The organism is Sphingorhabdus sp. (assembly GCF_046154385.1).
Taxonomy (GTDB): Bacteria; Pseudomonadota; Alphaproteobacteria; order Sphingomonadales; family Sphingomonadaceae; genus Sphingorhabdus_B.
The window spans coordinates 21,873-47,815 of sequence record NZ_JBJXFW010000028.1 but is presented as its reverse complement, the minus strand read 5'-3'; the positions used below and the strand labels follow the sequence as shown (position 1 = coordinate 47,815).

Annotated in this window: 23 protein-coding genes and 1 pseudogene; 5 read left to right on the top strand and 19 right to left on the bottom strand. The window is 55.5% G+C overall.

What is annotated here, in order from left to right:
- The first annotated feature begins 20 nt into the window (after positions 1 to 20).
- Both ACKVOS_RS05445 and ACKVOS_RS05440 read left to right on the top strand, forming a co-directional pair.
- Positions 21 to 1,820 carry an acyl-CoA dehydrogenase C-terminal domain-containing protein gene (locus ACKVOS_RS05445; RefSeq protein ID WP_409211001.1) on the top strand — a complete coding sequence of 600 codons (1,800 nt, stop codon included), beginning with the start codon at positions 21 to 23 and terminating at the stop codon, positions 1,818 to 1,820.
- A gap of 147 nt (positions 1,821 to 1,967) precedes the next feature.
- Positions 1,968 to 2,249: a hypothetical protein gene (locus ACKVOS_RS05440; protein ID WP_409211000.1), complete on the top strand. Its 282-nt coding sequence runs from the start codon at positions 1,968 to 1,970 to the stop codon at positions 2,247 to 2,249.
- An 84-nt stretch (positions 2,250 to 2,333) separates the two neighbouring features.
- Here the strand turns inward: ACKVOS_RS05440 and cysK are convergent, their stop codons facing one another.
- From cysK to ACKVOS_RS05420, 4 genes are all read right to left on the bottom strand, one after another.
- Positions 2,334 to 3,254 carry a cysteine synthase A gene (gene cysK, locus ACKVOS_RS05435; RefSeq protein ID WP_409210999.1) on the bottom strand — a complete coding sequence of 307 codons (921 nt, stop codon included), beginning with the start codon at positions 3,252 to 3,254 and terminating at the stop codon, positions 2,334 to 2,336.
- Complete coding sequence (locus ACKVOS_RS05430) at positions 3,251 to 4,573, bottom strand: MFS transporter (RefSeq protein WP_409210998.1); 1,323 nt, start codon at positions 4,571 to 4,573, stop codon at positions 3,251 to 3,253. Before ACKVOS_RS05430 ends, cysK begins: the two co-directional genes overlap by 4 nt.
- Positions 4,574 to 4,805: 232 nt before the next feature.
- Entirely contained in the window at positions 4,806 to 6,086 is a 1,281-nt protein-coding gene (locus ACKVOS_RS05425) for an HD-GYP domain-containing protein (protein WP_409210997.1), read from the bottom strand.
- Entirely contained in the window at positions 6,076 to 6,735 is a 660-nt protein-coding gene (locus ACKVOS_RS05420; RefSeq protein ID WP_409210996.1) for a PilZ domain-containing protein, read from the bottom strand. The genes ACKVOS_RS05425 and ACKVOS_RS05420 overlap by 11 nt, the downstream gene beginning before the upstream one ends.
- Positions 6,736 to 6,869: 134 nt before the next feature.
- Here ACKVOS_RS05420 and ACKVOS_RS05415 point away from each other — a divergent pair, with 134 nt between their 5' ends.
- Positions 6,870 to 7,331, top strand: a complete 462-nt coding sequence (locus ACKVOS_RS05415) for a globin (RefSeq protein ID WP_409210995.1) — start codon at positions 6,870 to 6,872, stop codon at positions 7,329 to 7,331.
- Here the strand turns inward: ACKVOS_RS05415 and ACKVOS_RS05410 are convergent.
- The 4 genes and pseudogenes from ACKVOS_RS05410 to ACKVOS_RS05395 form a co-directional block, all read right to left on the bottom strand.
- Positions 7,320 to 9,608, bottom strand: a complete 2,289-nt coding sequence (locus tag ACKVOS_RS05410) for an ATP-dependent helicase (protein ID WP_409210994.1) — start codon at positions 9,606 to 9,608, stop codon at positions 7,320 to 7,322. The two genes, ACKVOS_RS05415 and ACKVOS_RS05410, sit on opposite strands and share 12 nt — an antisense overlap.
- A gap of 10 nt (positions 9,609 to 9,618) precedes the next feature.
- Positions 9,619 to 10,542, bottom strand: a complete 924-nt coding sequence (locus ACKVOS_RS05405) for a DMT family transporter (RefSeq protein ID WP_409210993.1) — start codon at positions 10,540 to 10,542, stop codon at positions 9,619 to 9,621.
- A pseudogene (gene rsmD, locus ACKVOS_RS05400) lies at positions 10,539 to 11,093 on the bottom strand (16S rRNA (guanine(966)-N(2))-methyltransferase RsmD); the annotation flags it as partial. The pseudogene rsmD and the gene ACKVOS_RS05405, both read right to left, overlap by 4 nt.
- 103 nt (positions 11,094 to 11,196) lie before the next feature.
- Positions 11,197 to 12,042: a pseudouridine synthase gene (locus ACKVOS_RS05395; RefSeq protein WP_409210992.1), complete on the bottom strand. Its 846-nt coding sequence runs from the start codon at positions 12,040 to 12,042 to the stop codon at positions 11,197 to 11,199.
- 85 nt (positions 12,043 to 12,127) lie between these two features.
- On the opposite strand from ACKVOS_RS05395, the gene ACKVOS_RS05390 reads away from it, so the two are divergent.
- Positions 12,128 to 13,738 carry an AmpG family muropeptide MFS transporter gene (locus tag ACKVOS_RS05390; RefSeq protein WP_409210991.1) on the top strand — a complete coding sequence of 537 codons (1,611 nt, stop codon included), beginning with the start codon at positions 12,128 to 12,130 and terminating at the stop codon, positions 13,736 to 13,738.
- A gap of 176 nt (positions 13,739 to 13,914) precedes the next feature.
- Here ACKVOS_RS05390 and ACKVOS_RS05385 read toward each other — a convergent pair whose 3' ends face one another.
- The 11 genes from ACKVOS_RS05385 to purB all read right to left on the bottom strand — a co-directional run bounded on the left by ACKVOS_RS05385 (position 13,915) and on the right by purB (position 23,479).
- Entirely contained in the window at positions 13,915 to 15,252 is a 1,338-nt protein-coding gene (locus tag ACKVOS_RS05385; protein WP_409210990.1) for a bifunctional folylpolyglutamate synthase/dihydrofolate synthase, read from the bottom strand.
- A gap of 347 nt (positions 15,253 to 15,599) precedes the next feature.
- Positions 15,600 to 15,893: a GIY-YIG nuclease family protein gene (locus ACKVOS_RS05380; RefSeq protein WP_409210989.1), complete on the bottom strand. Its 294-nt coding sequence runs from the start codon at positions 15,891 to 15,893 to the stop codon at positions 15,600 to 15,602.
- A 54-nt stretch (positions 15,894 to 15,947) separates the two neighbouring features.
- Positions 15,948 to 16,802 (bottom strand): acetyl-CoA carboxylase, carboxyltransferase subunit beta, encoded by an 855-nt coding sequence (gene accD / locus ACKVOS_RS05375; RefSeq protein ID WP_409210988.1) that lies wholly within the window; start codon positions 16,800 to 16,802, stop codon positions 15,948 to 15,950.
- Positions 16,803 to 16,804: 2 nt separating this feature from the next.
- Positions 16,805 to 17,590 carry a tryptophan synthase subunit alpha gene (gene trpA, locus ACKVOS_RS05370; protein ID WP_409210987.1) on the bottom strand — a complete coding sequence of 262 codons (786 nt, stop codon included), beginning with the start codon at positions 17,588 to 17,590 and terminating at the stop codon, positions 16,805 to 16,807.
- Positions 17,587 to 17,898, bottom strand: coding sequence for a cupin (locus tag ACKVOS_RS05365; RefSeq protein WP_409210986.1), 312 nt, complete (start codon positions 17,896 to 17,898; stop codon positions 17,587 to 17,589). Before ACKVOS_RS05365 ends, trpA begins: the two co-directional genes overlap by 4 nt.
- A complete protein-coding gene (gene trpB / locus ACKVOS_RS05360; RefSeq protein WP_409210985.1) occupies positions 17,895 to 19,136 on the bottom strand; it encodes a tryptophan synthase subunit beta in 1,242 nt (413 codons plus the stop codon). Before trpB ends, ACKVOS_RS05365 begins: the two co-directional genes overlap by 4 nt.
- Complete coding sequence (locus ACKVOS_RS05355) at positions 19,123 to 19,764, bottom strand: phosphoribosylanthranilate isomerase (RefSeq protein WP_409210984.1); 642 nt, start codon at positions 19,762 to 19,764, stop codon at positions 19,123 to 19,125. Before ACKVOS_RS05355 ends, trpB begins: the two co-directional genes overlap by 14 nt.
- Before the next feature lie 416 nt (positions 19,765 to 20,180).
- On the bottom strand, positions 20,181 to 20,657 hold the full coding sequence (locus ACKVOS_RS05350; RefSeq protein WP_409210983.1) for a GNAT family N-acetyltransferase: 477 nt from the start codon (positions 20,655 to 20,657) through the stop codon (positions 20,181 to 20,183).
- A gap of 20 nt (positions 20,658 to 20,677) precedes the next feature.
- Positions 20,678 to 21,352 carry an orotidine-5'-phosphate decarboxylase gene (gene pyrF / locus ACKVOS_RS05345; RefSeq protein WP_409210982.1) on the bottom strand — a complete coding sequence of 225 codons (675 nt, stop codon included), beginning with the start codon at positions 21,350 to 21,352 and terminating at the stop codon, positions 20,678 to 20,680.
- On the bottom strand, positions 21,349 to 21,654 hold the full coding sequence (locus ACKVOS_RS05340; RefSeq protein WP_409210981.1) for a hypothetical protein: 306 nt from the start codon (positions 21,652 to 21,654) through the stop codon (positions 21,349 to 21,351). The genes pyrF and ACKVOS_RS05340 overlap by 4 nt, the downstream gene beginning before the upstream one ends.
- A 514-nt stretch (positions 21,655 to 22,168) precedes the next feature.
- Complete coding sequence (gene purB / locus ACKVOS_RS05335; RefSeq protein ID WP_409210980.1) at positions 22,169 to 23,479, bottom strand: adenylosuccinate lyase; 1,311 nt, start codon at positions 23,477 to 23,479, stop codon at positions 22,169 to 22,171.
- A 126-nt stretch (positions 23,480 to 23,605) separates the two neighbouring features.
- Between purB and parC the strand changes: the two genes are divergently transcribed.
- Positions 23,606 to 25,930 carry a DNA topoisomerase IV subunit A gene (gene parC, locus ACKVOS_RS05330; RefSeq protein ID WP_409210979.1) on the top strand — a complete coding sequence of 775 codons (2,325 nt, stop codon included), beginning with the start codon at positions 23,606 to 23,608 and terminating at the stop codon, positions 25,928 to 25,930.
- Positions 25,931 to 25,943: the final 13 nt, after the last annotated feature.

Below are 25,943 nucleotides of genomic sequence, written 5' to 3'. Positions count from 1 at the left end.
TATTCTTCGAAGGACATATCATGCCACATTATCAAGCCCCAGTCCGTGACACTCAATTTGTTATCAACGAAGTCTTGGGAATCGAACGCTTCGCCAATTTGCCCGGTTTTGAAAATGCCAGTGCCGACATGATCGAAGCGATCTTGGGTGAAGGCGCGAAGTTCGTCGAGGGCGTGCTGTTTCCGCTCAATCAGGTGGGTGACTTGCAAGGCTGCACCCGGCACGAAGATGGCAGCGTGACGACACCCGATGGGTTCAAGGACGCCTATGCACAATATTGCGCGGCTGGATGGGGGACATTGTCGGCTCCTGCCGAATTTGGCGGTCAGGGCATGCCGCATATCGTGTCGATGGCGTTCGAAGAATATATGGCCAGTTCCAACATGGCGTTTGCCATGTACCCCGGCCTGACCCATGGCGCTGTATCGGCGATACTGGTCAAAGGCAGCGAAGAGCAAAAGGCCAAATATGCCCCGAACATGATCTCGGGCAAATGGGGCGGCACCATGAACCTGACGGAGCCGCATTGCGGCACCGATCTGGGTCTGATCCGCACCAAGGCGGTTCCCAATGGCGATGGGTCACATTCCATTACCGGCATGAAAATCTTCATTTCGTCGGGTGAACATGATTTGACCGAAAATATCATCCATCTGGTGCTGGCAAAGACACCCGATGCGCCGGACAATGTGAAGGGCATCTCGCTGTTCATCGTACCCAAATTCCTGGTCAATGAAGACGGAACGCTGGGCGCACGCAACGCGCTTTCCTGTGGTTCGATTGAACATAAAATGGGCATTCACGGCAATTCTACTTGCGTGATGAACTATGACGGCGCGACCGGCTATCTGGTTGGTGAGGAGAATAAGGGTCTCGCTGCGATGTTCATCATGATGAATATCGCGCGGTTGGGCGTTGGACAACAAGGTCTGGGCATCGCCGAAGTGGCCTATCAAAACGCGGTGCATTATGCGCAGGACCGGCGGCAGGGTCGTGCATTGACAGGACCAAAGGACCTGGATCAGAAAGCGGACACGCTGTTCGTGCACCCCGATGTGCGCAGAATGTTGCTCGACGCCAAGGCATTTACCGAAGCGATGCGCGCCTTATGTCTATGGGGCGCATTGCAGGCCGATTTGCTGCACCACGCTCAGACCGAGGAAGAACGGCAGATGGCCGACGACCTGTTGTCTTTGCTGACGCCGGTGATCAAAGGATATGGCACGGACAAGGGCTATGAAGTCGCGACCAACGCGCAACAGGTCTATGGCGGACATGGCTATATTGGCGAATGGGGCATGGAACAATATGTCCGCGATGCCCGGATCGCCATGATCTATGAAGGCACCAACGGCGTGCAGGCAATGGATCTGGTCGGACGCAAGCTGGCGCAAAATGGTGGCCGTGCGGTTCAGGCGTTTTTCAAGGTTGTCGACGACGAGTGCGCTTCGGCAAAATCGGGCGCGCTGGCTGACTTTGCGGGACGTCTCGAAAAAGCCAACGGAGAATTGAAGGCGGCGACAATGTGGTTCATGCAAAATGGCATGGCGAACCCGGACAATGTCGGGGCAGGTGCACATCATTATATGCACATCATGGGGATCGTCGCGCTCGGGCTGCAATGGCTTCGTATGGCCGAAGCGGCGCAGCGGTCGTTGGACGCTGGTACCGGAAACTCCGCCTTTTATGAAACCAAGCTTGTTACGGCGCGCTATTTTGCTGAACGCTTCTTGCCCGATTGCGGCGCGCTGCGTCGCAAGATCGAGGCCGGAAGCGAAGCCATCATGGCGTTGTCGCCAGAAATGTTCGCTGTCGCCTGACGGCAAAGGGAGCATGGGTTGCGACGGGAGGAGGGCGGTTTTCGAGCAGCCTTCCCCCCGACACAGGTCGACGCATCACGCTGGTGCCCGCGGTGCTTTTGTCCGACTATCGGTAATGACAGGGGGTTGGCTTTTAAGGAGCAACCAATGTCTTATAAATATAACCGGGTCGCAAACACTGTAGTTTCGGCACTCGCTATTTTCACACTGCACAGCGCGGCATTCGCGCAAATGGCACCTGCGCCCGAAGGGACGGTGCCACCGCCCACCATTGATTCAAACGAGGATGGCAAACCAGACGCATGGGACCGCGATGGAAACGGGGTGCCCGATGCGTGGGATGTGAACGGTGATGGAAAGCCTGACTTGTTCGATGACAATGGCGATGGCAAGCCAGACGACAAAATGGAAAAGAAAACCAAGCCGTAATAAGGAGCGCCTTCGGGTCGCAAGGGGCGCTCAAAAGCGGGGCAAAGAGATGTGCCGGGGTTTTACCGCCCCGGCACATCCGGTTTATTCAACTGGCAGGAAATCCGGCACCGACAGATAACGCTCGCCGGTGTCATAGTTGAAGCCCAATATCCGGCTGCCTGCGGGCAATTCGGGAATTTTCTGCGCGATGGCCGCCAATGTTGCCCCCGATGAAATGCCGACCAGCATGCCTTCTTCGCGGGCCGCGCGCCGGGCTGTTTCTTTTGCGCTTTCGGGATCAACCTGAATTACACCGTCCAGCAAAGCGGTGTGCAGATTGGCCGGGATGAATCCTGCGCCTATGCCTTGGATGGCATGTGGCCCCGGTTGGCCGCCGCTGATGACGGGGGACAATGTGGGTTCGACCGCAAAAATCTTGATGGCGGGCCAAGCCTTTTTCAACACTTCGGCGCATCCGGTGATATGTCCGCCTGTGCCAACGCCGGTAATCATGACGTCGATCGGCGTATCGGCGAAATCGGCCAATATTTCCTGCGCCGTGGTGCGGACGTGTACATCGATATTTGCGGGATTTTCAAATTGTTGCGGCATCCAGGAATTGGGCGTTCCGGCAACCAGCTCCATCGCGCGCTCGATGGCGCCTTTCATACCCTTTTCACGGGGCGTCAGGTCAAATGTCGCACCATAAGCAAGCATCAGGCGGCGGCGTTCGAGCGACATGGATTCGGGCATGACAAGGATCAGCCGATAGCCCTTGACCGCAGCAACCATCGCCAGCCCCACGCCGGTATTCCCCGAAGTCGGCTCGATAATCGTGCCGCCGGGTTTCAGGCTGCCGTCCTTTTCCGCGGCCTCGATCATGGCAAGGCCGATCCGGTCCTTGATTGATCCACCGGGGTTTGATCGTTCCGATTTCACCCACACTTCCGCGTCGGGGAACATCCGTCCCAACCGGATATGCGGACTGTTGCCAATGGTTTCGAGGATGGATTGCGCTTTCATGGACTTTTTCCTCTATATTGCGGTTCAAATGTGCGGGCATTTTTAAGCTCGGGAAACAGCCATGCCCATAGGCCTGTTACCATTATGGCACCCGCGCCGCCAAAAACAACCGCGCCGACAGGTCCAAGCAAAGCGGCGGCAACACCGGATTGCAGTTCGCCCAGTTCATTGGATGCGGAAATTGCGAGGCCGGATACCGAGCTAACCCGGCCGCGCATATCGTCCGGTGTGTTCAATTGCACCAGAGACGAACGGACATATACAGACAACATATCGGATGCGCCCAGGATTATAAGCATAACCAACGCAACCGCCATTCCGGCACCCATGTTAAGAAATTCGATCCGGCCATCGCCAAATATGTGGGCACCGATTTCATGACTTAATCCAAATCCGATGGTCGCCACACCAAATATGACAACAGACCATAGCATCTTGCTGCCGACATTGTGCCGCAACGGACGAAGCGTTAAAAGCAGCGCGACAAGAGATGCGCCAATCGCAGGAGCGGCGCGCAATTGGCCCAGACCATCGGGCCCCACGTGCAATATATCCCGGGCATAAACAGGCAGCAAAGCCGTTGCTCCGGCGAGCAGCACCGCAAATAAATCGAGTGTAATCGCGCCCAGTAAAAACCGTTCCGTCCAGGTATATCGCATTCCGTCGACCATTTGCCGGATCGGATGTACTTTCGCTTCCATCGGTGGCGGAAATACAGGTTTGACGAAGCTGAGGCTGATGGTTGCCAGCAACAAAAGAGCGGCGGCTGCCCAATATGGGGCGGATGGATTGGCCGCGAACAACAAGCCGCCGCCTGCTGGACCAAATACGGACCCGACTTGCCATGCAATAGAACTCAGCGCGATGGCGCGGGGCAGGGACGCAGGCGGCACAATATTCGGCGCGATCGCCGACATCGCCGGCCCCACAAAGACCCGTGCTACGCCATGCAATGCGGCAAACAGGAACAGCAGGGGTAGGGTGAGTGAATCCTGAAAGGTGAACCAACCCAGCGCCAAAGCGACCAGCATATCAACACAATTCGCCAACCGGGCCACAGTCCGCCGTTCCCACCGGTCGGCCGCCCAGCCTGCAACCGGAGTCAGCAATGCGAGCGGGATGAACTGGAATAATCCCAATAGTCCGAGTTGAAACGATGCTTCGCGGATCGACATGCCGTAGTCGCTGCGTGCGATGTCATAGGCCTGATATCCGATAACGACGACCATACCCATTGTCGCGAGGACCGCCATAAACCGGCTGAGCCAAAAATAGCGGTAGTCGGGGATAGAAAGTGGGTGGACTTCGGCTGCGGTCATCCTTTGGCTCACTATGGATGTAACGGCGGATAGGCAAGTTGGTAGTCCGGCCTATATCCTGAAATTGCGTTTAGCTGCTCCAAGGGGACAGTCCCTGAAGGGACAGTCTCCAAGGTCGCGTTCTAAGCTGCTCCAAGGGGACAGTCCTCAAGATCGTGTTCTGCGGGGACTGTCCCTTCAGGGACTGTCCCCAACATTGCAGGGGGATTGATATTTCGCGCGAAAAAAAACTTCAGGACACAAAAACCGATAAAGCCTGCGCCTTTTCCGCCAACTCCGGTGTCAGATCATAAATGATCTCACGGACTTGCACGGTGCCTTCAATTCTGGAAATGCGGATGTCCTTGGATATTGAAGAATCCGGATTTTCAGGATCGTGAAATGTTCTGACGATCGGTTGCGAAAAATCTTCCGGATTTTCACCTGTTACTATTGCAAATGTACCATCGGTAAGCTGTACCACGGTTCCGATTGGCGAAATGCCGAGGCTTTCGATAAAACTTCGGAGCAACGTTTGGTCGAAATGACCTTTCCAGCTTAACATTTTTGATAACGCTACCGCGCCGGACAGCGGCGCATTGTAACTGCGCTGTGACGTGATCGCGTCATACACGTCGCAGATGGCGGCCATCCGCGCTGCGAGACTTAAATCCTCACCCTTTATTTTATTGGGATAGCCCGTGCCGTCCATTTTTTCGTGATGGTTCAAGCACACATCCAATGCGGTTTCGGTCCCGCATTTCGCCGACGACAATATGGCGTGGCCTTTTTCCGGATGACTGCGGACAATGCGCCATTCTTCTTCATCCAACTTGGCCGGTTTATTCAATATCACGTCAGGGATCGTCATTTTTCCAAGGTCATGGAGCATTCCGGCCATTCCCAGATCTTGCACGACAACCTCATCCAACCCGAGCTTACGTCCCAGATTTATCATTAAGGCGCATACAGAAACTGAATGCAGGAACGTGTATTCATCCTTTGTTTTCAGCCGTGCGACATTCAAAATGATCGATGGATCTTTGGTAACGCTATCCGAAATCTGCGCGACCAGATTTGTTATTTTGCGGGTCGAAATGGATTTGCCCATCCGCGCGTTGCCGAACAGCGTCATCACTTCGGTCTTGGACCGGTGCAACATTTTTGAAGCGCGCTGCATCTCGGCTTCGCGCGCCGCACCGACCAAGGGCACCGGTTTGCTATCAGGCCCATTTGGCACAGGCGTTTTTGGCGCAGGTTTGGGTGTAGCTGGGTTCACATCGAAATGGGCAAAGTCAGCTTTCTCCGGGGCGCTGGCGACATCCGGAACCGGGTCATGCCTTGGTTGCGGGCCAAGCCCTTTGCTATCGTCAATGACAATCACCCGCGTTCCCAATGACAAAAGCGTCGATAAATCGGCTTCGTTATTGATCAGAAATCGCCGCCGCCAGAACGGATGATTATACCAGGACAGGTCAAGTGAATGGACGTACATTCCGACCCGAAGTTGTTCGGGCTTGATTTCAATTAGCATGGCGATCTACGTCCGAACGGCCCTCTTGGTGCAGTAACCAGGATTCAAGTTCACTATATTTATAAGCGTTAACCAGCTTCAGCCCGGCTGAATCGGCGTTGCACCAAATGACGACAGCGCGGTGGCGGGGTAATCCGTCAGCTTCGATCATTACAGCTGTTCCAGCGGGAATGTTGGACAGGTCAATTACCCGCAGTCCGGATGCCGAAATATCAATAATCTGGCAAATCTGGTTGCCGTCTGCGGTTTCAATTGTGGCCGGGGCAAAGCAGCAAAAGCGCGGCGGCCTTGGTTTAATACGCATGATACTGGATTCGGTCCGTTTCCAGATTTCATTGAGATCAATGGCGTTCTGGAATTCCACGCCCGCTTGTGATTGTCGAACCCAGCGAACGATGCCGCTCAATTTCAGGTTCGAACGGAACTCGATTTCGATGGGCTGTCCGACTTGCAGCTCGATCAGCGTTTCGATGTTCGCGCCTTTGACGGAAATGTTCAGGATACGGCACGGCTGTTGCCGGCCACCAGCGTCCAGCTTCGCCGTCAGCATCACCGAAACCTGACGCTCGCCCGAACGCCGTTCGCTGGTCGGCTGGGCCTCGTCCGATACTGGGGTTGAAACAGTGTTCAACGAAGGGTTCAGTTCCATGAATGGTCCATTTCCGAGATGCTACGTTACGTGCACCCTGCATTTCATGGATTTACGGCAGTTGTCCGCGGATATTTAGGGTTTTTTCCAAATTTCTCTTTGTGCGCCGTTCGCTATGTGACTAATTGGTCCAGATGAATTTAACCGATGCGGAACGAATGGAATCAAGCCTGATTGCCGGCGCGGAAGCCGGGGTCGAATTGCGCTTTATCTTGTTCCGGAAATTTTTTGCGATTTGGCCCGATCGACAGGCCGATTTCCTGAATTTGGATGCGGCATCACGGCGTATGACTGATGAAACACTTGAAATGCTTATCGGCCTTGCGAAAGGCGAGGAACAATGGGTCTGGCCACTGGTTGCCGAACTTGCATTTACCCATCGCAGTTACGGCCAATTGCCTTGGGCCGAATATGAAAGCTGGATCGAATTAACCATAGAAACCGTCGGCGAAGCCGCCGGTGCCGCATGGAGCTTGGAAACAGAAGCGGCCTGGACGCGTCAGGCAGAGCGATTGAAAACCCTGATTTTGGAAGCGCGCACCGGGTGGGACGAAGTCATGCCTGGCCATGTCGCAGGCCGCCTTTCACCCCGGTGATATGAAACTGTCCATAACCCGCTTGCGCCCCGCAACCTCAAAATCGATTTCCAGCTTGTTGCCCTCGATTTCGGCAACGGTGCCATATCCGAATTTTTCATGAAAGACCCGCATACCGACCGACACGTCGGTGCGGCCTTTATTGCCAAGACTTACCGCGCTGCGTGTGTTTTCGGCGATGCGTTGTGGGCGGGGATTGAAACCGCCGCTGGTTGCGGCGCGTTGCCAGCCGGGACCACGCGCATTGCTGCGGCCCTGATTGGCAACTGCAAGATGGGCGAAAGGATCGGATTGTTCCGACCAATTGGCCCGCCATAATGATGCGCCGCCCGTCATCGTCTGTTCTGCCTCGATATGGTCAAGCGGCAATTCTTCGATAAACCGGCTCGGGATACTGGAAGTCCATTGGCCGTAGATACGCCGGTTGGCGGCATGGATGATGGTGCATTTGCGCCGCGCACGGGTAATCGCGACATAAGCGAGGCGGCGTTCTTCCTCCAGTGAGGCGAGGCCGCCTTCGTCCAGCGCGCGTTGCGAGGGAAAAATGCCGTCTTCCCATCCTACGAGAAAAATATTTTCATATTCAAGGCCCTTGGCGGCATGGATCGTCATGATCGTTATACTCGCCCCGGTGTCGCCCCGGTCGTTGTCCATGACGAGACTGACATGTTCCAGAAACTCGCCCAAAGTTTCATATTCCTCCATCGCACGCGCAAGTTCGTTCAGGTTTTCAAGCCGTCCTGACGCCTCCACACTGCGTTCGGCCTGCAAAATCGCGGTATATCCACTCTCGTCGAGAATCAGGCGAGTCAGATCGGCAGGGGTGATGCGTGATGCCTCGTCGCGCCAGCGGGCGATGTCGACCACAAGGTCGGCAAGGGACTTGCGCGCTTTGCCGGAAAGTTCGTCCGTACAGACGAGCCGGGCGGCGGCAACACTGAGGGGAGCTTGGTCGGCGCGCGCCAATATGTGGATTTTTTCCACAGCCTTATCCCCAATGCCGCGCTTGGGGACATTGACGATACGTTCAAACGCAAGGTCGTCCGCTGGTTGATTTACCACCCGCAAATAGGCAATGGCATCGCGGATTTCGGCCCGTTCATAGAAACGGAAGCCGCCGACAATGCGGTAGTTCAGGCCGATTTGTATGAAGCGGTCTTCAAATTCGCGGGTCTGGTGCTGCGCGCGGACCAGGATTGCGATGCTGTCGAGGCTTTCCCCCTTATATTGCAGGCTCTCAATCTCCTCACCGACTCGCCGGGCTTCTTCGGGGCCATCCCATACGCCGATGATCCGGACCTTTTCGCCTTCATCCAGTTCCGTCCACAGGGTCTTGCCCAGACGCGCGCTGTTGGCGTCGATCAAGCCGCTGGCGGCGGCGAGGATGTGGGGCGTACTGCGGTAATTTTGCTCAAGCTTGATGATCTTCGCGCCCGGAAAATCCTTTTCAAAACGCAGGATATTGGCAACCTCCGCCCCGCGCCAGGAATAGATGCTTTGGTCGTCATCGCCGACGCAACAGATATTCTTACGCTTCTGCGCGAGCAGACGTAGCCAGAGATACTGGACGGCGTTCGTGTCCTGATATTCGTCCACCAGGATATATTTGAACTGCGCCTGAAATTTCTCAAGAATATCGCGGTGGTTCTTGAGCAGGTTCAACCCGTGCAGCAGCAAATCACCGAAGTCGCAGGCGTTTAAGGCCAGAAGCCGCGCCTGATACAGCGCGTACATCCGCTGCCCCTTGCCATTGGCATAGGCTTCATTGTCGGCAGCATCGAGGTCGGAGGGCGATTTTCCGGCGTTTTTCCACTTGTCGAGCAAGGCCGCAAGACCGCGGGCAGGGAAGCGTTTTTCGTCAAGATCCTCGGACTGGATCAACTGTTTCAACAGGCGGATCTGGTCGTCGGTGTCGATGATGGTGAAATTGCTCTGCAAGCCGATAATTTCGGCATGACGGCGGAGCAGCTTTGCACCGATGCTGTGGAACGTCCCGAGCCATGGCATGCCCTCCACTGCCTCGCCCACCATCGCACCAATCCGTTCACGCATCTCGCGCGCGGCCTTGTTGGTGAAGGTCACGGCCAATATTTCCGATGGCCATGCAAGACGCATAAATAATATCTGTGCCATACGTGCAGTCAGGGCAGCGGTTTTTCCAGTGCCAGCTCCCGCCAGCAACAAGACCGGCCCTTCGGTGGTTAGCACGGCTTCGCGTTGCGGGGCATTCAGGCCGTGCAACCACGGCGGATCGGATTGTAAGCTTGCTTCGGGCATCTGCGAACAGTTAGGGAACGGAACGCCTCGGTGCAAGCTTTGCAAACACCCGTCCGTCGATTGCGACAAGACCAAGTGCAATCAACGCCGCGCCGATCATTTCCTTTGTTGCAAAAGATTCCCCCAGCGCAAGGACCCCAAGCATGATTGCGACGACGGGCTGGATAAATGCAACAAGCATCGCATTGGATGCACCTGCGCGGTCGATCAGCCGGAAATAGAGGAAATAAGCGAAAGCTGTAGATGGAATGGCAAGGCCGATCGCACCCAACCACGCATCCCATCGGGCAAAGGGAAGGGTCCATGGATGGTCGAAAAACAGCATGAACGGCAGGATGAGTATTGCCGCGGTGAACACTTGCCCTGTGGCGACCACAATCGGTGTCATGGTGGATTGTGATAAAGTCCGCCCGTAAATCGCGGCGACAGCATAGAGGACGGTCGCGCTGAGGCAGGCGATTTGCGCCAGAACATCGCTCGTCATCCCCTTCAGCGCGCCGGTTCCAACCATCACGATGATACCTGCCAGCCCCAGCAATACGCCCGCTATCCGTGACGGTGTGGCTTTTTCATGCCGTGTAAACAGATGGGCAAGAACGACACCCCATAAAGGTGTCGTCGCATTCAAAATGGAGCCGAGCCCGGTACTGATATGGGATTGGCCCCAGAAAAACAGCATGAAAGGAAAGGCAGCGTTCAACGCGCCCAGCACAAATAGCTGCTGCCAACTTCGACGATCGGTCGGCAGTTTCTGCCCCAAATATGCCAAAGCGATCAGCATGGGGGGCACCGCAAGCGCCATCCGCAGAAAGGCGAGGGTAATCGGCGGAAAGCTACGTAAGCCAAGCGCAATCAGGAAAAATGCACCGCCCCAAATCAGCGACAGCAGCATGATGATGCCCCAATCGCCACCCGACATTCTGGGGCTGGTCATATGATTTCATCCGGGCGAAGAAGCGTAAGGCGCGCCTTGCCCACATTGCGGACCGTATCGATCACAAAGCCTTTGACGTCGATAGTTTCCTTGGTGTCGGTTTCGACACTTATCCAGGCGGATGGGGCGAACCAGCGCAAGCGCGCCAATTTGTCGAGCGCAACCGAACCCGCACCGCTGGCATAAGGAGGGTCCATGAACACGAGGTCGAAAGGCTTGATGGCCGAACCCAGTGAAAGCACCGAGCCGCGCTTAATGTCTGTCTGCGCCTTGGCACCGAGCTTGTCGATATTGGTTTCCAGCGCCTTGAGCGCCAACGCATCCTGTTCGACAAATGTGCAATGCGCCGCACCGCGCGACAAGGCTTCCAGCCCCAATGCGCCGGATCCGGCAAACAGGTCCAGAACCGCCAAATCCTCGAACGAACCCAGGCGACTGTTCAGCATGGAAAACAGCGTTTCGCGGGTGCGATCTGCGGTCGGTCGTGTCGTGTCCCCTTTTGGGGCCACCAAAGGGCGTGACCGCCACTGACCGGCAATTATCCTCATAACTCCCCTTCCGCTTGCGGGAGGGGCAGGGGGAGGGTGAAGGTTGGAAAGAGGTGGTGAGGTGCGTGATCCTCCCCTAACCCCTCCTGCAAGCGGGCGGGGGACTTCACTTCAAGGTCTTTCGAAACTCGATCAGGTCCACCCTGCGCACCTCTCCGACAGTGCCAGGGGCCATATCGCCCAACACAAAAGGTCCGTACCGTGTGCGGATCAGGCGGCTGACTTCAAGCCCGAGATGTTCCAATACACGCCGTACTTCGCGGTTTTTGCCCTCGGTAAGGGTCATTTCCAGCCAGCCATTGCGTCCGGTCCGCCGTTCCAGATTGGCGTCGATTTTGCCGTAACGCACGCCGTCAATCTCGACCCCGTGGATAAGCTCCTCAAGTTGATCCTGCGATACATCGCCAAAACATCGGGCCCGGTAGGTGCGTTCAACGCCAGTGGACGGCAGTTCCATCTGCCGTTTGAATTCGCCATCATTCGTCAGCAGCAGCAAACCTTCAGTATTCAAGTCGAGCCGACCAATCGGCATCAGACGCGGCAAGTCCTTGGGCAAAACATCGTATATAGTTTTGCGCCCACTAAAATCGCGTTCGGCCGTCAGACATCCCTCGGGTTTATGGAAGAGATAGAGCTGGGTTGGCGCCGGTTGCCCCACAGCCTTGCCATCCACAGCAACGCCATGCAGCGATTTTAGCAATGTCGCGGGCGTTTCAACTTTCTCGCCATTCAGGGTGATCCGGCCATCGGCGATCATCCGTTCAATTTCCCGTCGCGAGGCAACACCGGCGCGTGCGAGCAATTTTGCGATGCGTTCCTCTCCATCCGCGCGCTCTAGCGCGCCCTTGGATGGCGCGGCATCCGGCTTTGGCTTTCGGACAGGTTTTGCGTCCCAGCGCAGGCGGGGTGGTTTGGCGGGGCGCGCGGGCGCTCTGGTTGGTGGTTTGGCCATGATTGCGCCTTTGACGCATTGCGATTGAAAAGTCACGTCACTGTTAAAGTCACTTCATTGTTAAAGTCACTGGCCATTCAGGAAAATGGCGTTAGTCATTCAGACAAAGAATATCGGAGGGGTCCGGATGTCGGTCGATTTAATACGCTTTTTCATCTTTGTTGCGATCCTTGCATCTTTGCCTGTGATCGCGCTGCTCGTTCCGGCCTTTCGACCCTATCTCCGTAAAAATCCGGTCATCACCTTTCTTTTGGGCATATCGAGCGGATTCCCGCTGACCCTTCTTGTCGCCACGATGACATTTTGGCTGGCAAAAGTGGGAATTGACACAGCAACGATCGGTTTCGCAGTGGCATTGGGGATTCCCTATACAATCAAGTTTCTTTGGGCGCCTTTGGTCGACAAACTGCATCTGCCCTTTTTAACAAAAGCCTTCGGCCAGCGACGCAGTTGGCTGTTTTTCGTGCAGGCGCTGCTTTTCTTTTCAATATGGCAGTTGGGGGCAAGCAATCCGCAACCAGGTAATATGACCCTATTTGCCGTCTGGGCGCTCATAACGGCATTCCTCTCTGCGACGCAGGACATTGTCATCGATGCGTATAGAATCGAGATATTGGAGGAAGACGAATTTGCCCACGGGACTGCGACAAACCAGTTTGGATATCGCACCGGAAATCTTATTGCGGGTGCAGGCACCATCTATTTTGCCTCCCAAGAAGGATTGGGCCTAGGATGGGCTACGGCTTATGGATTGACCGCTTTCTGTATCGTTCCTGCCATTATTGGTGCGCTTTGGGCGGGCCCAGGCAAATTTGTAGACCGGTTCGCTCATGTATCCGGGATGAAGCCTGGCCAGTGGTTAACCGAGGCGGTGGTCAATCCCTTCCGCGAATTTCTGACACGTCATGGTGCGTTCATCATATTGGGTTTTGTGCTGGTTTACAAAGTGGGCGATGCCATGGGGCAGGCAATGCTCAGTCCGATGATCGTCGATCTCGGCTTTTCCGATCTTGATTATATTTCCGCGAACAAGCTCTGGGGCTTTGGCGCGTTGATTGTCGGCTCGGCCTTGGGCGCGCCTTTTATTTTGTGGCTTGGCATGGGGCGTGCGCTTCTGATTTCGGGTCTGATGATGATGTTTTCGAATGTCATGTTCATGCTCTTGGCGGTGTCCGGCAACAATTACTGGATGATGGTTGCCGCGATTTGCACCGAAAATATGACCAGCGGCATCGGCCTGACCGTGTTCACTACCTATTTGTCGGGGCTTTCAAGTATCGCCTACACAGCTACGCAATTTGCCCTTCTGTCCTCCTTTGCAGGTGTCGGACGGACATTCATGGCGGGGCCTGCGGGTATCGTTGCGGAAAAGGTGGGTTGGGTCGGTTTCTGGGGCTTTACCGTTGCGGCAGCTATCCCGGGCATGATCCTGTTATGGGTGTTGTGGAGCAAAGGCTATGTCGTGCAGAGTATCCATCAGGTGGAAGCTGTTGACGAAAAGGCGCTGAAAGAACCGGTGGGCGCAGCGCGCATCTTCGGCTTTGTCCTGATTGTTGCGGGTTTGATCGGGCTCCTTCTGTCGCAACCTTTGGAATTCGCGAATAGCATCACAGCTATTTTTGCAGCGGTCTTGGCACTGGGTGGCTTGCTGGCTTGGAAGGGACAGGGAAAGCCTTCGGGTTCGCAAATTTCATAGTCTTTGAAATAAGGAGATTGTCACCCTGAACTTGTTTCAGGGTCCATTCGTCAGCCTATTTCTGCCCATTGAGTGTAAGCGGCACAGTTACGCAAGCTTATGTTCGTTTTAGTCGAAAAGATGACGCTTCATGATGGACCCTGAAACAAGTTCAGGTTGACGGTGTGGAGATGAGTTCAATCCGGAATCTGCTCATTCTCGCGTAAAACTTCGCCCGCAAGATAAAGCGAACCGCAGATTAGCACGTCGCCGCTTGCCTTATTTGCCGCGATTCGGTCCAAAGCTTCGGACACGGTAGCGACCGGTTTCGCGTCCACTAAACACATATCGCCCTGGACTAACAAGCAGATATCCTTTGGATCATGATGCTCATGTCCGGGGATGGGCACCGCATGCAGGGAAGCGATCTTATCAGCGAACGGCTTTAGAAAACCGACCGCATCTTTGTTTTTGAGCATTCCGACAATGACATGCACAGGCGGGCCGTCGGTTAGCAATTTTGCAATAGCAACGCCGGCGTCTGGATTATGCCCTCCATCCAGCCAGAGTGTGCGGCCTTTTGGCAATTTGGCCTTTAATGGCCCGTCCGCCAACATTTGCATCCGCGCAGGCCATCGGGTCCATTCCATGGCCGCGGACAAAGCTGCCTCGGGGATGGCGAGCGCGGACTGGTGACGGAGCATCGCAATAGCAAGAGCGGCATTATCCGCTTGGTGTGTACCGGACATGCGGGGCAGGGGGAGGGTGAGCTTCCCTTTATCATCGCGGTAATGCAGGCGCCCTTCATAAATCGCGGCATCCCAGTCTGTGCCGCGCGCGAGCAGCTTTGCACCCGTCCGCTGGGCCGTCGCGCTGATCGTATCCACCATCGATGCCGCGTATTTCTGAATGAGCAAGGGCGACTCCGCTTTTGCGATGCCGGCCTTTTCAAAGGCGATACGGTCGAGCGGTGCTTCGGGCGTACCTGCTTCGGGCGCAAGCAGAAATGCCTCGTGGTCAATGCCAAGCGACGCAATTCCACATGCGACAGGGCTTGCGAGAACATTGGTTGCGTCAAGCCGTCCGCCCAAACCGACTTCAAAGATGCAGGCATCTGCGGGCGTGCGAGCAAAGGCAAGGAATGCAACGGCGGTGGTGACTTCGAAAAAGCTAGCCTGCAATCCCTCAGCTTGGTCGAGCACTTCAGACAGCAGCGACGCGAGAGGTCCGTCGTCGATCAATTGCCCTGCGACGCGGATTCGTTCGTTAAAGCGCACCAGATGCGGGCTGGAGTAAACATGCGCCGTCATCCCGGCTGCCTCTATAGCACTGCGGAGAAAGGCACAGGTGGACCCTTTGCCGTTTGTGCCCGCAACATGGAACGTTGGAGGCAAATGGTGATGCGGATTGCCAAGCCGGTCGAGCACGGCGGTAATTCGTTCCAAGCCCAGAACATCGCGTCCGGGGGACAGCTTGGTCAGCCTGTCCAGCTGCGCTTGAACAGCAGGGTTGGTGGAGTGGGCGTGATCAGGCATAAGATGACTTCAAAGATGATGTGTGATTTTGCAACCTATATTGTCACCCCACACCCGTCTTTCTTCTCCCGCCCAATCTTTGTCCTCCCCGCCGTCCCAGCCATTGTCATCACCGCGAAGGCGGGGATCCATGGCGTGACGTATCTGTTTGAATGGTTCGCACGAAGGCACGAAGGCACAAAGAAGTTGCTTCGTGTCTTTGTGCGAACCAAAATCGTCTCGTGTGTAGAAGTATCAGACCATGGATCTCCGCCTACGCGGGGATGACGAAGAGAGGTAAGAAATGGATACGCGTCGGCCACCCCAGACACTGTCATCCCCGCGAAGGCGGGGATCCATGGCGGGATCTAGCGGTTCAAATCAAACCATAAATCGCGCCACTCTGGGTTGTTTTGTTCGATAAGGTTTATCTTCCAAGCACGGTTCCACTTCTTCAACTGCTTTTCCCGCTTTATCGCATCTCTGACGTCAACATATTGTTCATAATATACCAACCGTGTTGTGCGGTTTTCCTTTGAAAATCCGGGGTAAAGCTTTTCGCGATGTTCATGAACACGGCGATAGAGGTCATTGGTAACGCCGATGTAGGTCGTACCATTTTTCTGGCTAGCCATGATGTAGATGAAGTAGGTAGGTTGCACGGGTAGACCATGGATCCCCGCCTATGCGGGGATGACAATGGGAGGGATAGCGGTTCAGGCCGCCTTTTTCTCGGGTGCCAGATAACCAATTAACTGCGACAAAACACCGCGCAGGTCGTGGCGGTGGGTGACCATATCGATCATGCCATGTTCAAGCAGATATTCCGCACGCTGGAACCCTTCGGGCAGTTTTTCGCGGATTGTCTGTTCGATCACCCGTTGTCCTGCAAAACCGATAAGCGCACCCGGCTCTGCAATTTGTACGTCGCCGAGCATGGCATAGGATGCCGTTACACCTCCTGTGGTCGGATCGGTCAGCACCACGATGTAGGGCAGGCCGGCATCGTGGAGCATCTGGATCGCCACGGTGGAACGCGGCATCTGCATCAGGGACAAAATCCCTTCCTGCATCCGCGCCCCGCCAGCGGCCGTGAATATGACATAAGGGCATTTGGCGCGGATGGCAGTTTTTACCGCGTCGACAAAAGCTTCGCCAACCGCCATGCCCATTGAACCGCCCATGAAGGCGAAATCCTGAACGCTGACGACGGCGGTTTGGCCGTTGATTTCGCCTTTGGCGCTGATCATGGCATCTTGCTCGCCGGTGGCGAGGCGAGCGGCTTTTATCCGGTCGACATATTTCTTGGTATCTTTGAATTTCAACGGATCTTCACCCACCACAGGGGGCTTCAGCACATTATAGCTGTCATCGTCGAACAGGGCTGCAAACCGTTCTGCCGGACCGATGCGTCCATGATGGTCACATTTGGGGCAGACTGACTGATTTTCCTCAAATTCCTTAAGGAAAATCATGGCGTTACACCCCTTGCATTTGTGCCAGAGTGTTTCCGCAGTCTCGCGCTTGGCGATGAAGGGGATGGCGTTGCGGACGCGGGTGACCCAGTTCATATTCAGGCCTTTCTGGCTGCGACAATTGCGTGTTTCAGGGATGCCACATAATCCTGCAGGGCACCAGCGGCATTGCTGCCATGCTGCGCGACCAGTTCCACAAGGGCGGACCCGACCACCACCCCATCCGCCACGCGGGTAATGTTGGCCGCCTGTTCCGGCGTGCGGACGCCAAAGCCGACGGCGACGGGCAGGTCGGTATAGGCTTTCAGGCGGGCGACTGCCTCGTCAATGCTGGTTTGGGCCGCCTGTTGCAGGCCGGTAATCCCGGCGACGCTGACATAATATAGAAAGCCGGAGGCACCATCCAGAACCGCGGGCAAGCGCGCTTTGTCGGTGGTGGGCGTGGCAAGGCGGATCAGGTCGATCCCTGCCGAGCGCAGCAATGGGCCAAGTTCGGCGTCTTCTTCTGGCGGTATGTCGACACAGATGACCCCATCGACGCCTGCCTTGTTGCACTCGGACGCAAACCATTCGCCGCCCCGGATCGTCATCGGGTTCGCATAGCCCATCAGGACCAGTGGGGTGTCGGGGTGGCGCGCGCGGAATGCGGCGGCGATTACGAAAATATCGGCGGTGGTTGTGCCAGCGGCAAGGCTGCGGATATTCGCCTCCTGGATTGCGGGACCGTCTGCCATCGGGTCGGTAAAGGGCATCCCCAATTCGATTACATCCGCGCCGCCTGCGACAAGTGCGTCGAGGTTGGCCGCTGTGTCGCCATCTCCTGCAGTAATAAAGGTGACGAGCGCGGGGTGTGGTTTGGAAAAGGCGGAAGAGAGGCGGGTCATTCGGAATCTTTCAATTCCACCACAAGTATACGCGCTTCGCCGACCGGATGAGCAACATGTTCGTCACCTTCTTCGACTGATACGCCCTGACCGGCCTTCAGATGAATTATCCTTTCCACGCCGTCCTCCCGAACATGCATGTCGACCGCACCATCCAAAACAACAAAAACTTCCTTGCCGGAATTTTTATGCCATTTGTAAGGCTGGTCGGTCCAATGCATTCTGACAGTTACGTCGCCAAAATCACTAAGCAAATCACTGCCCCACGCCCGTTCTGCGGTAAAATTTTGGGCCGAAAACTGTTTCATATCATCGTCCCCAGAGCCTCGGCCACAGTGAAGATATCCTTGTCCCCACGGCCGCACAGATTCGCCAAAATGATCTGGTCGCGGTCCAATTTCTTGGCCTCGCGTTCCACAGCGGCTATCGCGTGGGCGGGTTCTAGGGCCGGGATGATGCCTTCGGTCCGGCACAGCAATTGGAAGGCGCTCAGCGCCTCGACATCGGTTACGCTGTCGTAACGCACGCGGCCAATTTCTTTCAGCCAGCTATGCTCGGGCCCGATGCCGGGATAATCAAGCCCCGCGGAAATCGAATGCGCCTCCGCGATTTGGCCGTCTTCGTCTTGAAGCAAATAGGTCTTGTTGCCGTGCAAAATACCGGGGCGTCCGCCCGCAAGGCTCGCGGCATGTTCCTTGTCGAGGCCATGTCCTGCGGCCTCGACACCCAGCATTGCAACGTCTTTGTCGTCGAGGAATGGGTGGAACAGGCCAATTGCGTTCGATCCGCCGCCAATTGCTGCAACCAGCATATCGGGCAAGCGGCCCGTCCGGCTTAGCATCTGGGCGCGGGCTTCCTTGCCGATGACGCTTTGAAAGTCACGAACCAGTTCTGGATAGGGATGCGGTCCGGCAGCTGTGCCGATGATGTAGAACGTGTCGTGCACATTGGCGACCCAGTCGCGCAGGCCTTCGTTCATGGCGTCCTTGAGTGTACCCGCGCCGCTGGTGACCGGGATAACCTCTGCACCAAGCAAACGCATACGGAATACGTTGGGTTGCTGCCGTTCGATGTCTTTCGCGCCCATATAGATGAAGCAGGGCAGGCCAAAGCGCGCGCATACGGTGGCTGTTGCAACGCCATGCTGTCCCGCGCCGGTTTCGGCGATGATACGCGTCTTGCCCATCCGCATGGCGAGCAAAATCTGGCCGATGCAGTTGTTGATCTTGTGTGCACCGGTATGGTTCAGTTCGTCGCGCTTGAACCAGATTTGCGCGCCTTTGCCCTCAGGCGCGGTTTTGCGAACTTCCTCGGTCAGCCGCTCGGCATAATATAGCGGGGACGGGCGACCGACATAATGTTCGAGCAAATCGTCAAACTGCGCTTGAAACGCTGGGTCTGTTTTGGCGAGTCGGTAGTGCCGTTCGAGATCAAGCACCAGTGGCATCAGTGTTTCGGCGACATATCGCCCGCCAAACTGGCCAAAATGGCCACGCTCGTCGGGTTGGTTGCGAAAAGAGTTCGGGGTGGGTTCAGCTGTTGTCATAGTCGCGCACCGCTTTGCAGAACTCGTCAATCTTGTCCATATCCTTGATGCCCGGCGCAGATTCCACGCCCGACGAAGTATCCACCATCGGTGCGCGTGTCTGTCGCAGTGCGTCCGCCACATTTGTCGAAGTCAGGCCGCCCGCCAAAGCCCACGGCAACTGATGCCGGTGATCGGCCAAAAGCGACCAGTCAAACCGCATCCCGGTGCCTCCGGGTAAGGCCTGAGCCGGAGCATCGAACAACAAAAGATCGGCGGCACCGACAAAGCGGGCACTATTCTTCAACGTTTCGGCGTCCTTGACGCCCAGCGCTTTCCAGATTTCCATCGACGTTGCTTCTTTTAACAAGCGAAGCCATTGGTGCGTTTCGGTGCCATGAAACTGGACCACATCGGGCTTCACAATTTCGAGTGCTTTGACCGTGTAACCGGGTTCGGCATTGACAAGCAGAAGAACGACCTTCACCTGTTCCGGCGTCCGCATCCGCAAGGACGCTGCTTGCTCAAGGTTCACATAACGCGGACTTGGTTCGTAATTGTTCAGCCCAATATGCGTCGCGCCACTCTTTGTTGCAGCAACGATTTCAGCTTCGGTCTTCAGGCCGCAAATTTTGATGTGGGTTGGCATGGCAACCCCAAACCACATTTGTTATTCTTGCGAAAGCGGGAATCCACGGTCTGATATTTTTTACATGAGACGATTTGGTTCGCACAAAGACACAAAGACACGAAGCAACTTCTTTATGCCTTCGTGCGAACCATTCTAGTCGACAAGTCAAGTCATGGATTCCCGCATTCGCGGGAATGACAAAGTGTGGGCCTGGGTTTTGGCGTGTTCAAAACGTAACCCGATATTGTCATCCCCGCGTAGGCGGGGATCCATGGGCCACCCTTGCCGCCTAACAACGCCTATTGTTCGCACAAAGACACAAAGACACGAAGCAACTTCTTTGTGCCTTCGTGTCTTCGTGCGAACCCTATTTCCGACAAGTCAGGCCATGGATTCCCGCCTTCGCGCGAATGACCAAATTGCGGGGTATGGCGTTAAGCGGGATTCTGCATCAACCATTGCATTTCAAAACGATCAAGACATTGGCCGTCCACATCAACGGTTTCCTTCTTTACGATTTCAAAACCCATCGCGGAAAATGCCGGTTGAGCCATCAGGCTGGCATGAACAAGAATCTTTGAATGACCCTGAGACAGTGCCAATTTGAAGATCATAGCATATAATATTCGAAATATCCCGGTGCCCTGAAACGCAGGCCGGATGAACGCTAAATCAAGATATCCGTCTTGTTTCAGGCTCATCAAACCAACAATGGTAGCTTCATTTTCTGCAATAGCTATTGACTGTTCTACCAAATGCCTATGCCATTCAGGGCCAGATCGCGGCTCTTCAACCCAGGCGCGACGCTGGGCTTCGTTGTAAAGGCTGGGACCGTTTCTGACGGCATCAAAGATAACTTCGCCCAAAACATCATAGTCGGCTGAATCTGCCCAACGGTAATTTACGGTCATTTATGTGATCCTGACGCTCTTTACAGCGTCCCGACAATGGCCCGCGCCGCATCATCCGGATTCTCGGCCTTGGTAATGGGCCGGCCCACCACGAGAACGCTAGCGCCGTCGTCACGCGCTTGCCGTGGGGTCACTGTGCGTTTCTGGTCGCCGCTATGGCCGCCCTCCGGGCGTAAACCTGGTACCACGAAAAAGCCGTCTTTCCAAAGTTTCTTGACCGCCTTCACCTCATGACCTGAACAGACAATACCGTCCAGCCCGGCCTCTTGCGCCAATGCGGCGAGGCGGGCCACCTGCACATCCGGGCCATCTGGTACGCCGATACGGCTAAGGTCATGGTCATCAAGACTGGTGAGCACTGTCACCGCCACGACCTTCGTATGCGCTCCTGCAGCGGCCTTGGCATCCTCCATCATCGCGCGGCCACCGGCGGCGTGGATCGTAACGATAGCAGGTTCAAGTGCGTGTATCGCCTGCATGGCTTTGGCAACCGTGTTGGGAATGTCGTGCAATTTCAGATCGAGAAAAATCGGCAGTCCCAATTTCTGCACTTCATGCACCCCATGATGGCCATTGGCGCAGAAAAATTCGAGGCCGAGTTTAACGCCGCCAACATGATTTTTGATACGTTTGGTGAGGTCCAGCGCAGCGTCGAGATAAGGCGTATCAATTGCCACATACAGCGGGTTCGTCATGCAGCATCTCCCGATGTATAAATGGGTTTGGGTGTGGTCGGAGGGGTTGGCGGAGTTATGGCGGTTCGCTGGTTCCCCTCCAAAGTCAAAATTCGCCGCCGCATACGCCACAATATTGTGCGGTGAACAAAATATAAGGGAAAAAAGCCCAAAATGAATGCAGCAATCACCAAAGCCGGCAATTTGGTGTCAAGGCGCATGCCGCCCCACAGGCTGACGGAAACGGGAACCCAGTTGTTTGTTGCAAACACAATCAGGCCGACAACTATGGTCACCCAGATCAGTGTTTTCAAAAATCGCATGGGGGGTCGGCTCCTTTTATCTTACCTTATGGAAAGATTGTCGCCTTGGGTAGGGGAAGAATTGATTATTGCTTTTACCCGCTCAAAATATCTAACCCATCACCCTGAAACAAGTTCAAGGTGATGTTGCGGAGAGATTTTCATGACTTGGTCACCAAAAAACCCGATATTGTCATCCCCGCGAAGACGGGGATCCATGGTCTGATGTTTCCACACACGAGAGGATTTTGGTTCGCACAAAGACACAAAGACACGAAGCAACTTCTTTGTGCCTTCATGTCTTCGTGCGAACCGTATTTCCGAAAAGTCAGGCCATGGATTCCCGCCTGCGCGGGAATGACAAAGTGTGGGGCTCAGTTTCGGCGTCTATAAACGCAACCGTCCTACGAAGGCCAAAGGGTAGAGAGGCAAAATGGACCCTGGAACGTAGTCACCAAAGGTGAAACAAGTTCAGGGTGACGGTGGGTGGTGTCACCGATGTTATTGCGTAACGTCCCAATTCCACGTGGATAACCTACCCAAACACCCGGTCAAAAATCGTTTCGACATGTTTGAAATGATAATCAAGATTGAACCGGTCTTCGATTTCCTCCGCGCTCATCTTGGCGGCAATATCAGGATCTGCCTTGAGCAGTTCCAAAAGCGACAATGCCCCATCGGATTCCCATACCTTCATCGCGTTGCGTTGGACGATGGAATAGCTGTCCTCTCGGCTGATGCCGGCTTGGGTGAGGGCAAGCAGAACACGCTGTGAATGAACAAGGCCGCCCATGCGGTCGAGATTTTTTTGCATACGGGCGGGATAAACCAGCAGTTTATCGACAACACCGGTCAAACGGCCCAGTGCGAAATCGAGCGTGATCGTCGCGTCGGGGCCGATATAGCGCTCCACCGAGGAGTGCGAGATATCCCTCTCATGCCACAGCGCGACATTTTCCATCGCGGGTGTCACCGCGCTGCGAACCATACGGGCAAGTCCCGTCAGATTTTCGGTCAGGATCGGATTGCGTTTGTGCGGCATCGCCGAACTGCCTTTTTGACCTGGCGAGAAATATTCTTCCGCCTCCAACACTTCGGTGCGTTGCAGATGACGGATTTCGATGGCGAGCCGTTCGATGGACGATGCAATAACGCCCAGAATTGCAAAAAACATAGCATGCCGGTCACGCGGTATGACCTGTGTTGAAACGGGCTCAACCGATAGCCCCAGCTTAGAAGCCACATGTGCTTCCACTTTGGGGTCGATATTGGCAAATGTGCCGACGGCGCCCGATATCGCGCAGGTCGCAATTTCGGCCCGGGCCGCGACCAGGCGCTCGCGTCCGCGCGCAAATTCCGCATAGGCCTGCGCTAGCTTCAATCCGAAGGTCACGGGTTCTGCGTGGATGCCATGGCTTCGGCCAATGGTGGGGGTGAATTTATGCTCCATCGCCCGCGATTTCAGGGCCGCAAGCAGCGCATCCATATCGGCCAGCAGAAGGTCGGTTGCCTGCGTCAACTGCACTGCAAGGCACGTATCCAGAACATCCGAGGAAGTCATGCCCTGATGCATGAAGCGTGCTTCATCGCCAACTTGTTCGGCAACCCATGTCAGGAACGCGATAACATCATGCTTGGTGACTGCTTCGATGGCATCGATTGCCGTTACGTCGATAGCAGGGTTGGTCGCCCACCACGCCCAAAGGGCTTCGGCAGCAGATTTTGGTACGACACCCAGTTCCGCAAGCGCGTCCGTTGCATGCGCCTCGATTTCAAACCAGATGCGGAACCGGTTCTCCGGTTCCCAGATTTTGGTCATGGCGGGGCGGGAATAACGAGGGATCATGGGCGCAGCTTTCAGCAGAATGTCAGAGTCGCGGCCCCGTTAGCAGAGCAGGCGTTTGATAACAAATCTGTGGATTGCTGAATTCGCCACTTTGCGCGTCGCGCAACCGCCGCTATCGGGGCTGCAATGTCCGATACAGTTGATACATTGCCCGAAGACCCGTTCGACGCCATCGTTGATGCGCCTTTTGATGCGGCCTTGTCCGAACGCTATCTGATTTACGCGATGTCGACGATTACCGCGCGGTCCTTGCCGGATTTGCGCGACGGTCTGAAACCGGTGCACCGGCGGCTTTTGTGGGCGATGCGGTTGCTGAAGCTTGATCCGTCGCAGGGGTACAAAAAATGCGCCCGCGTTGTGGGCGATGTCATCGGTAAATATCACCCCCATGGTGACCAGTCGGTCTACGATGCGATGGTGCGCCTCGCGCAGACATTTTCGCTCCGTTATCCGCTGGTCGACGGACAGGGGAATTTTGGCAATATCGATGGCGATAATGCAGCGGCGTATCGTTATACCGAAGCCCGCCTGACCAAGACCGCCATCGAGTTGATGAATGGGCTGGACGAGAACGCAGCGGATTTCCGTCCAACCTATAATGGCGAGGATGAAGAGCCGGAGGTTATGCCAGGGCTTTTCCCCAATTTGCTCGCCAATGGGGCAAGCGGGATTGCTGTGGGCATGGCGACGAGCATACCATCGCACAATGTCGCGGAAATCATTGATGCGGCGACGCTGTTGATTGACGAACCTTCTGCATCGCATGAGCAGATTATGAGCATCGTTCAGGGCCCGGATTTTGCAACGGGTGGCCTGTTGGTCGACAGCAAAGACGTCATCAGCGCCGCCTATGCCAGCGGTCGTGGGGCCATGCGCGTCCGCGCACGCTTTTCAACCGGGCGTGACGAGGCAGGGAATTGGGAACAAAGCGGCGTTGAAAAACAGTCGGGCGGCACATGGCAACTCGTCGTCTCGGAAATTCCTTATCAGGTGCAAAAGGGCAAGTTGATCGAGCAAATCGCCCAACTGATTGCCGATAAAAAACTGCCAATATTGGAAGACATTCGCGACGAGAGTGACGAACTCATTCGTATCGTGCTGGTACCCAAAAGCCGTAATGTCGACCCGGATGACCTGAAAAATGCGCTATTCCGTCTGACTGACTTGGAAACCCGTTTTTCGCTCAATCTCAACGTATTGGATGCAGAGCGTACTCCGCGAGTCATGGGCATTGGCGAGGTGCTGCGGCACTGGCTGCACCATCAACTGGAAGTCTTGGTTCGCCGTTCACAGCACAGGCTCGACAAGATCGATGCCCGCCTGGAACTTCTTGCTGGCTATATCATTGCGTTTCTTAATCTGGACCGGATTATCGAAATCATCCGGACTGAGGATGAGCCCAAGCCAGTGATGATGGAGGAATTCCAGCTGAACGACCGGCAGGCAGAGGCGATCTTGAACATGCGTTTGCGGTCGCTGCGCCGGCTTGAGGAAATGGAACTCCGCCGCGAACTTGGCGAATTGCAGGCGGAACGCGAAGAATTGGTGAAGCTGATCGAGAGCCCCGCGCGGCAAAAGACGCGATTGAAAAAGGATTTGGCGGCGTTACGCAAAAGCTATGCCGAAGACACGCTCTTGGGCCGACGCCGCACGTCTTTGGAAGAAGCGGGGCAAGCGCGGGAAATTTCGCTGGAAGCCTTCGTCGAACGCGAACCGGTGACGGTCATCATGTCGAAACGGGGCTGGATTAAGGCCATGAAAGGCCATGCGGACCTGTCGGCGAAGGCAGATTATAAATTCAAGGAAGGCGATAGTCTGGCCTTCGCATTCCACACGCAGACGACGGACAAGATCCTGGTTGCGACGGCAAATGGCCGTTTCTACACATTGGGTGCGGACAAATTGCCGGGTGCGCGTGGCTTTGGTGAACCTGTCGGGTCGATGGTCGATATCGAAGCCGGCAATGACATTATATCCGTTTTTCCTGCCACCGCCAATGGACGGATGTTGCTGGCGGCCTCCACAGGCAAGGGCTTCATTGCGAAGATGGCGGATGTCATTGCCGAAACCCGAAAAGGGCGCGGCGTTGTAACGCTGAAACCGGGGGCCCAACTCAAGGTAGTACGACCAGCACCGCCGGAAACCGACGATGACGCAATGTTGAAAGACCAATATCTGTGCGTTGTCGGTGATAATCGCAAGCTGGTCGTCTTCCCGCTGAGCGAGGTGCCGGAAATGTCAAAGGGGCAGGGCGTGACACTGCAGCGCTATAAGGACGGCGGACTTGCAGATGCGATGTGCTTCCGGATGAGCGAGGGTTTAAGTTGGGCAATGGGCGGCGACAGCGGTCGGATGCGGACCGAACAAGACATGTCGCTGTGGCGTGTGGCACGCGGGGCCGCAGGAAGGCTCCCTCCGCAAGGATTTCCGCGAAATAACCGGTTTGACTAATATCCTGTCGCGC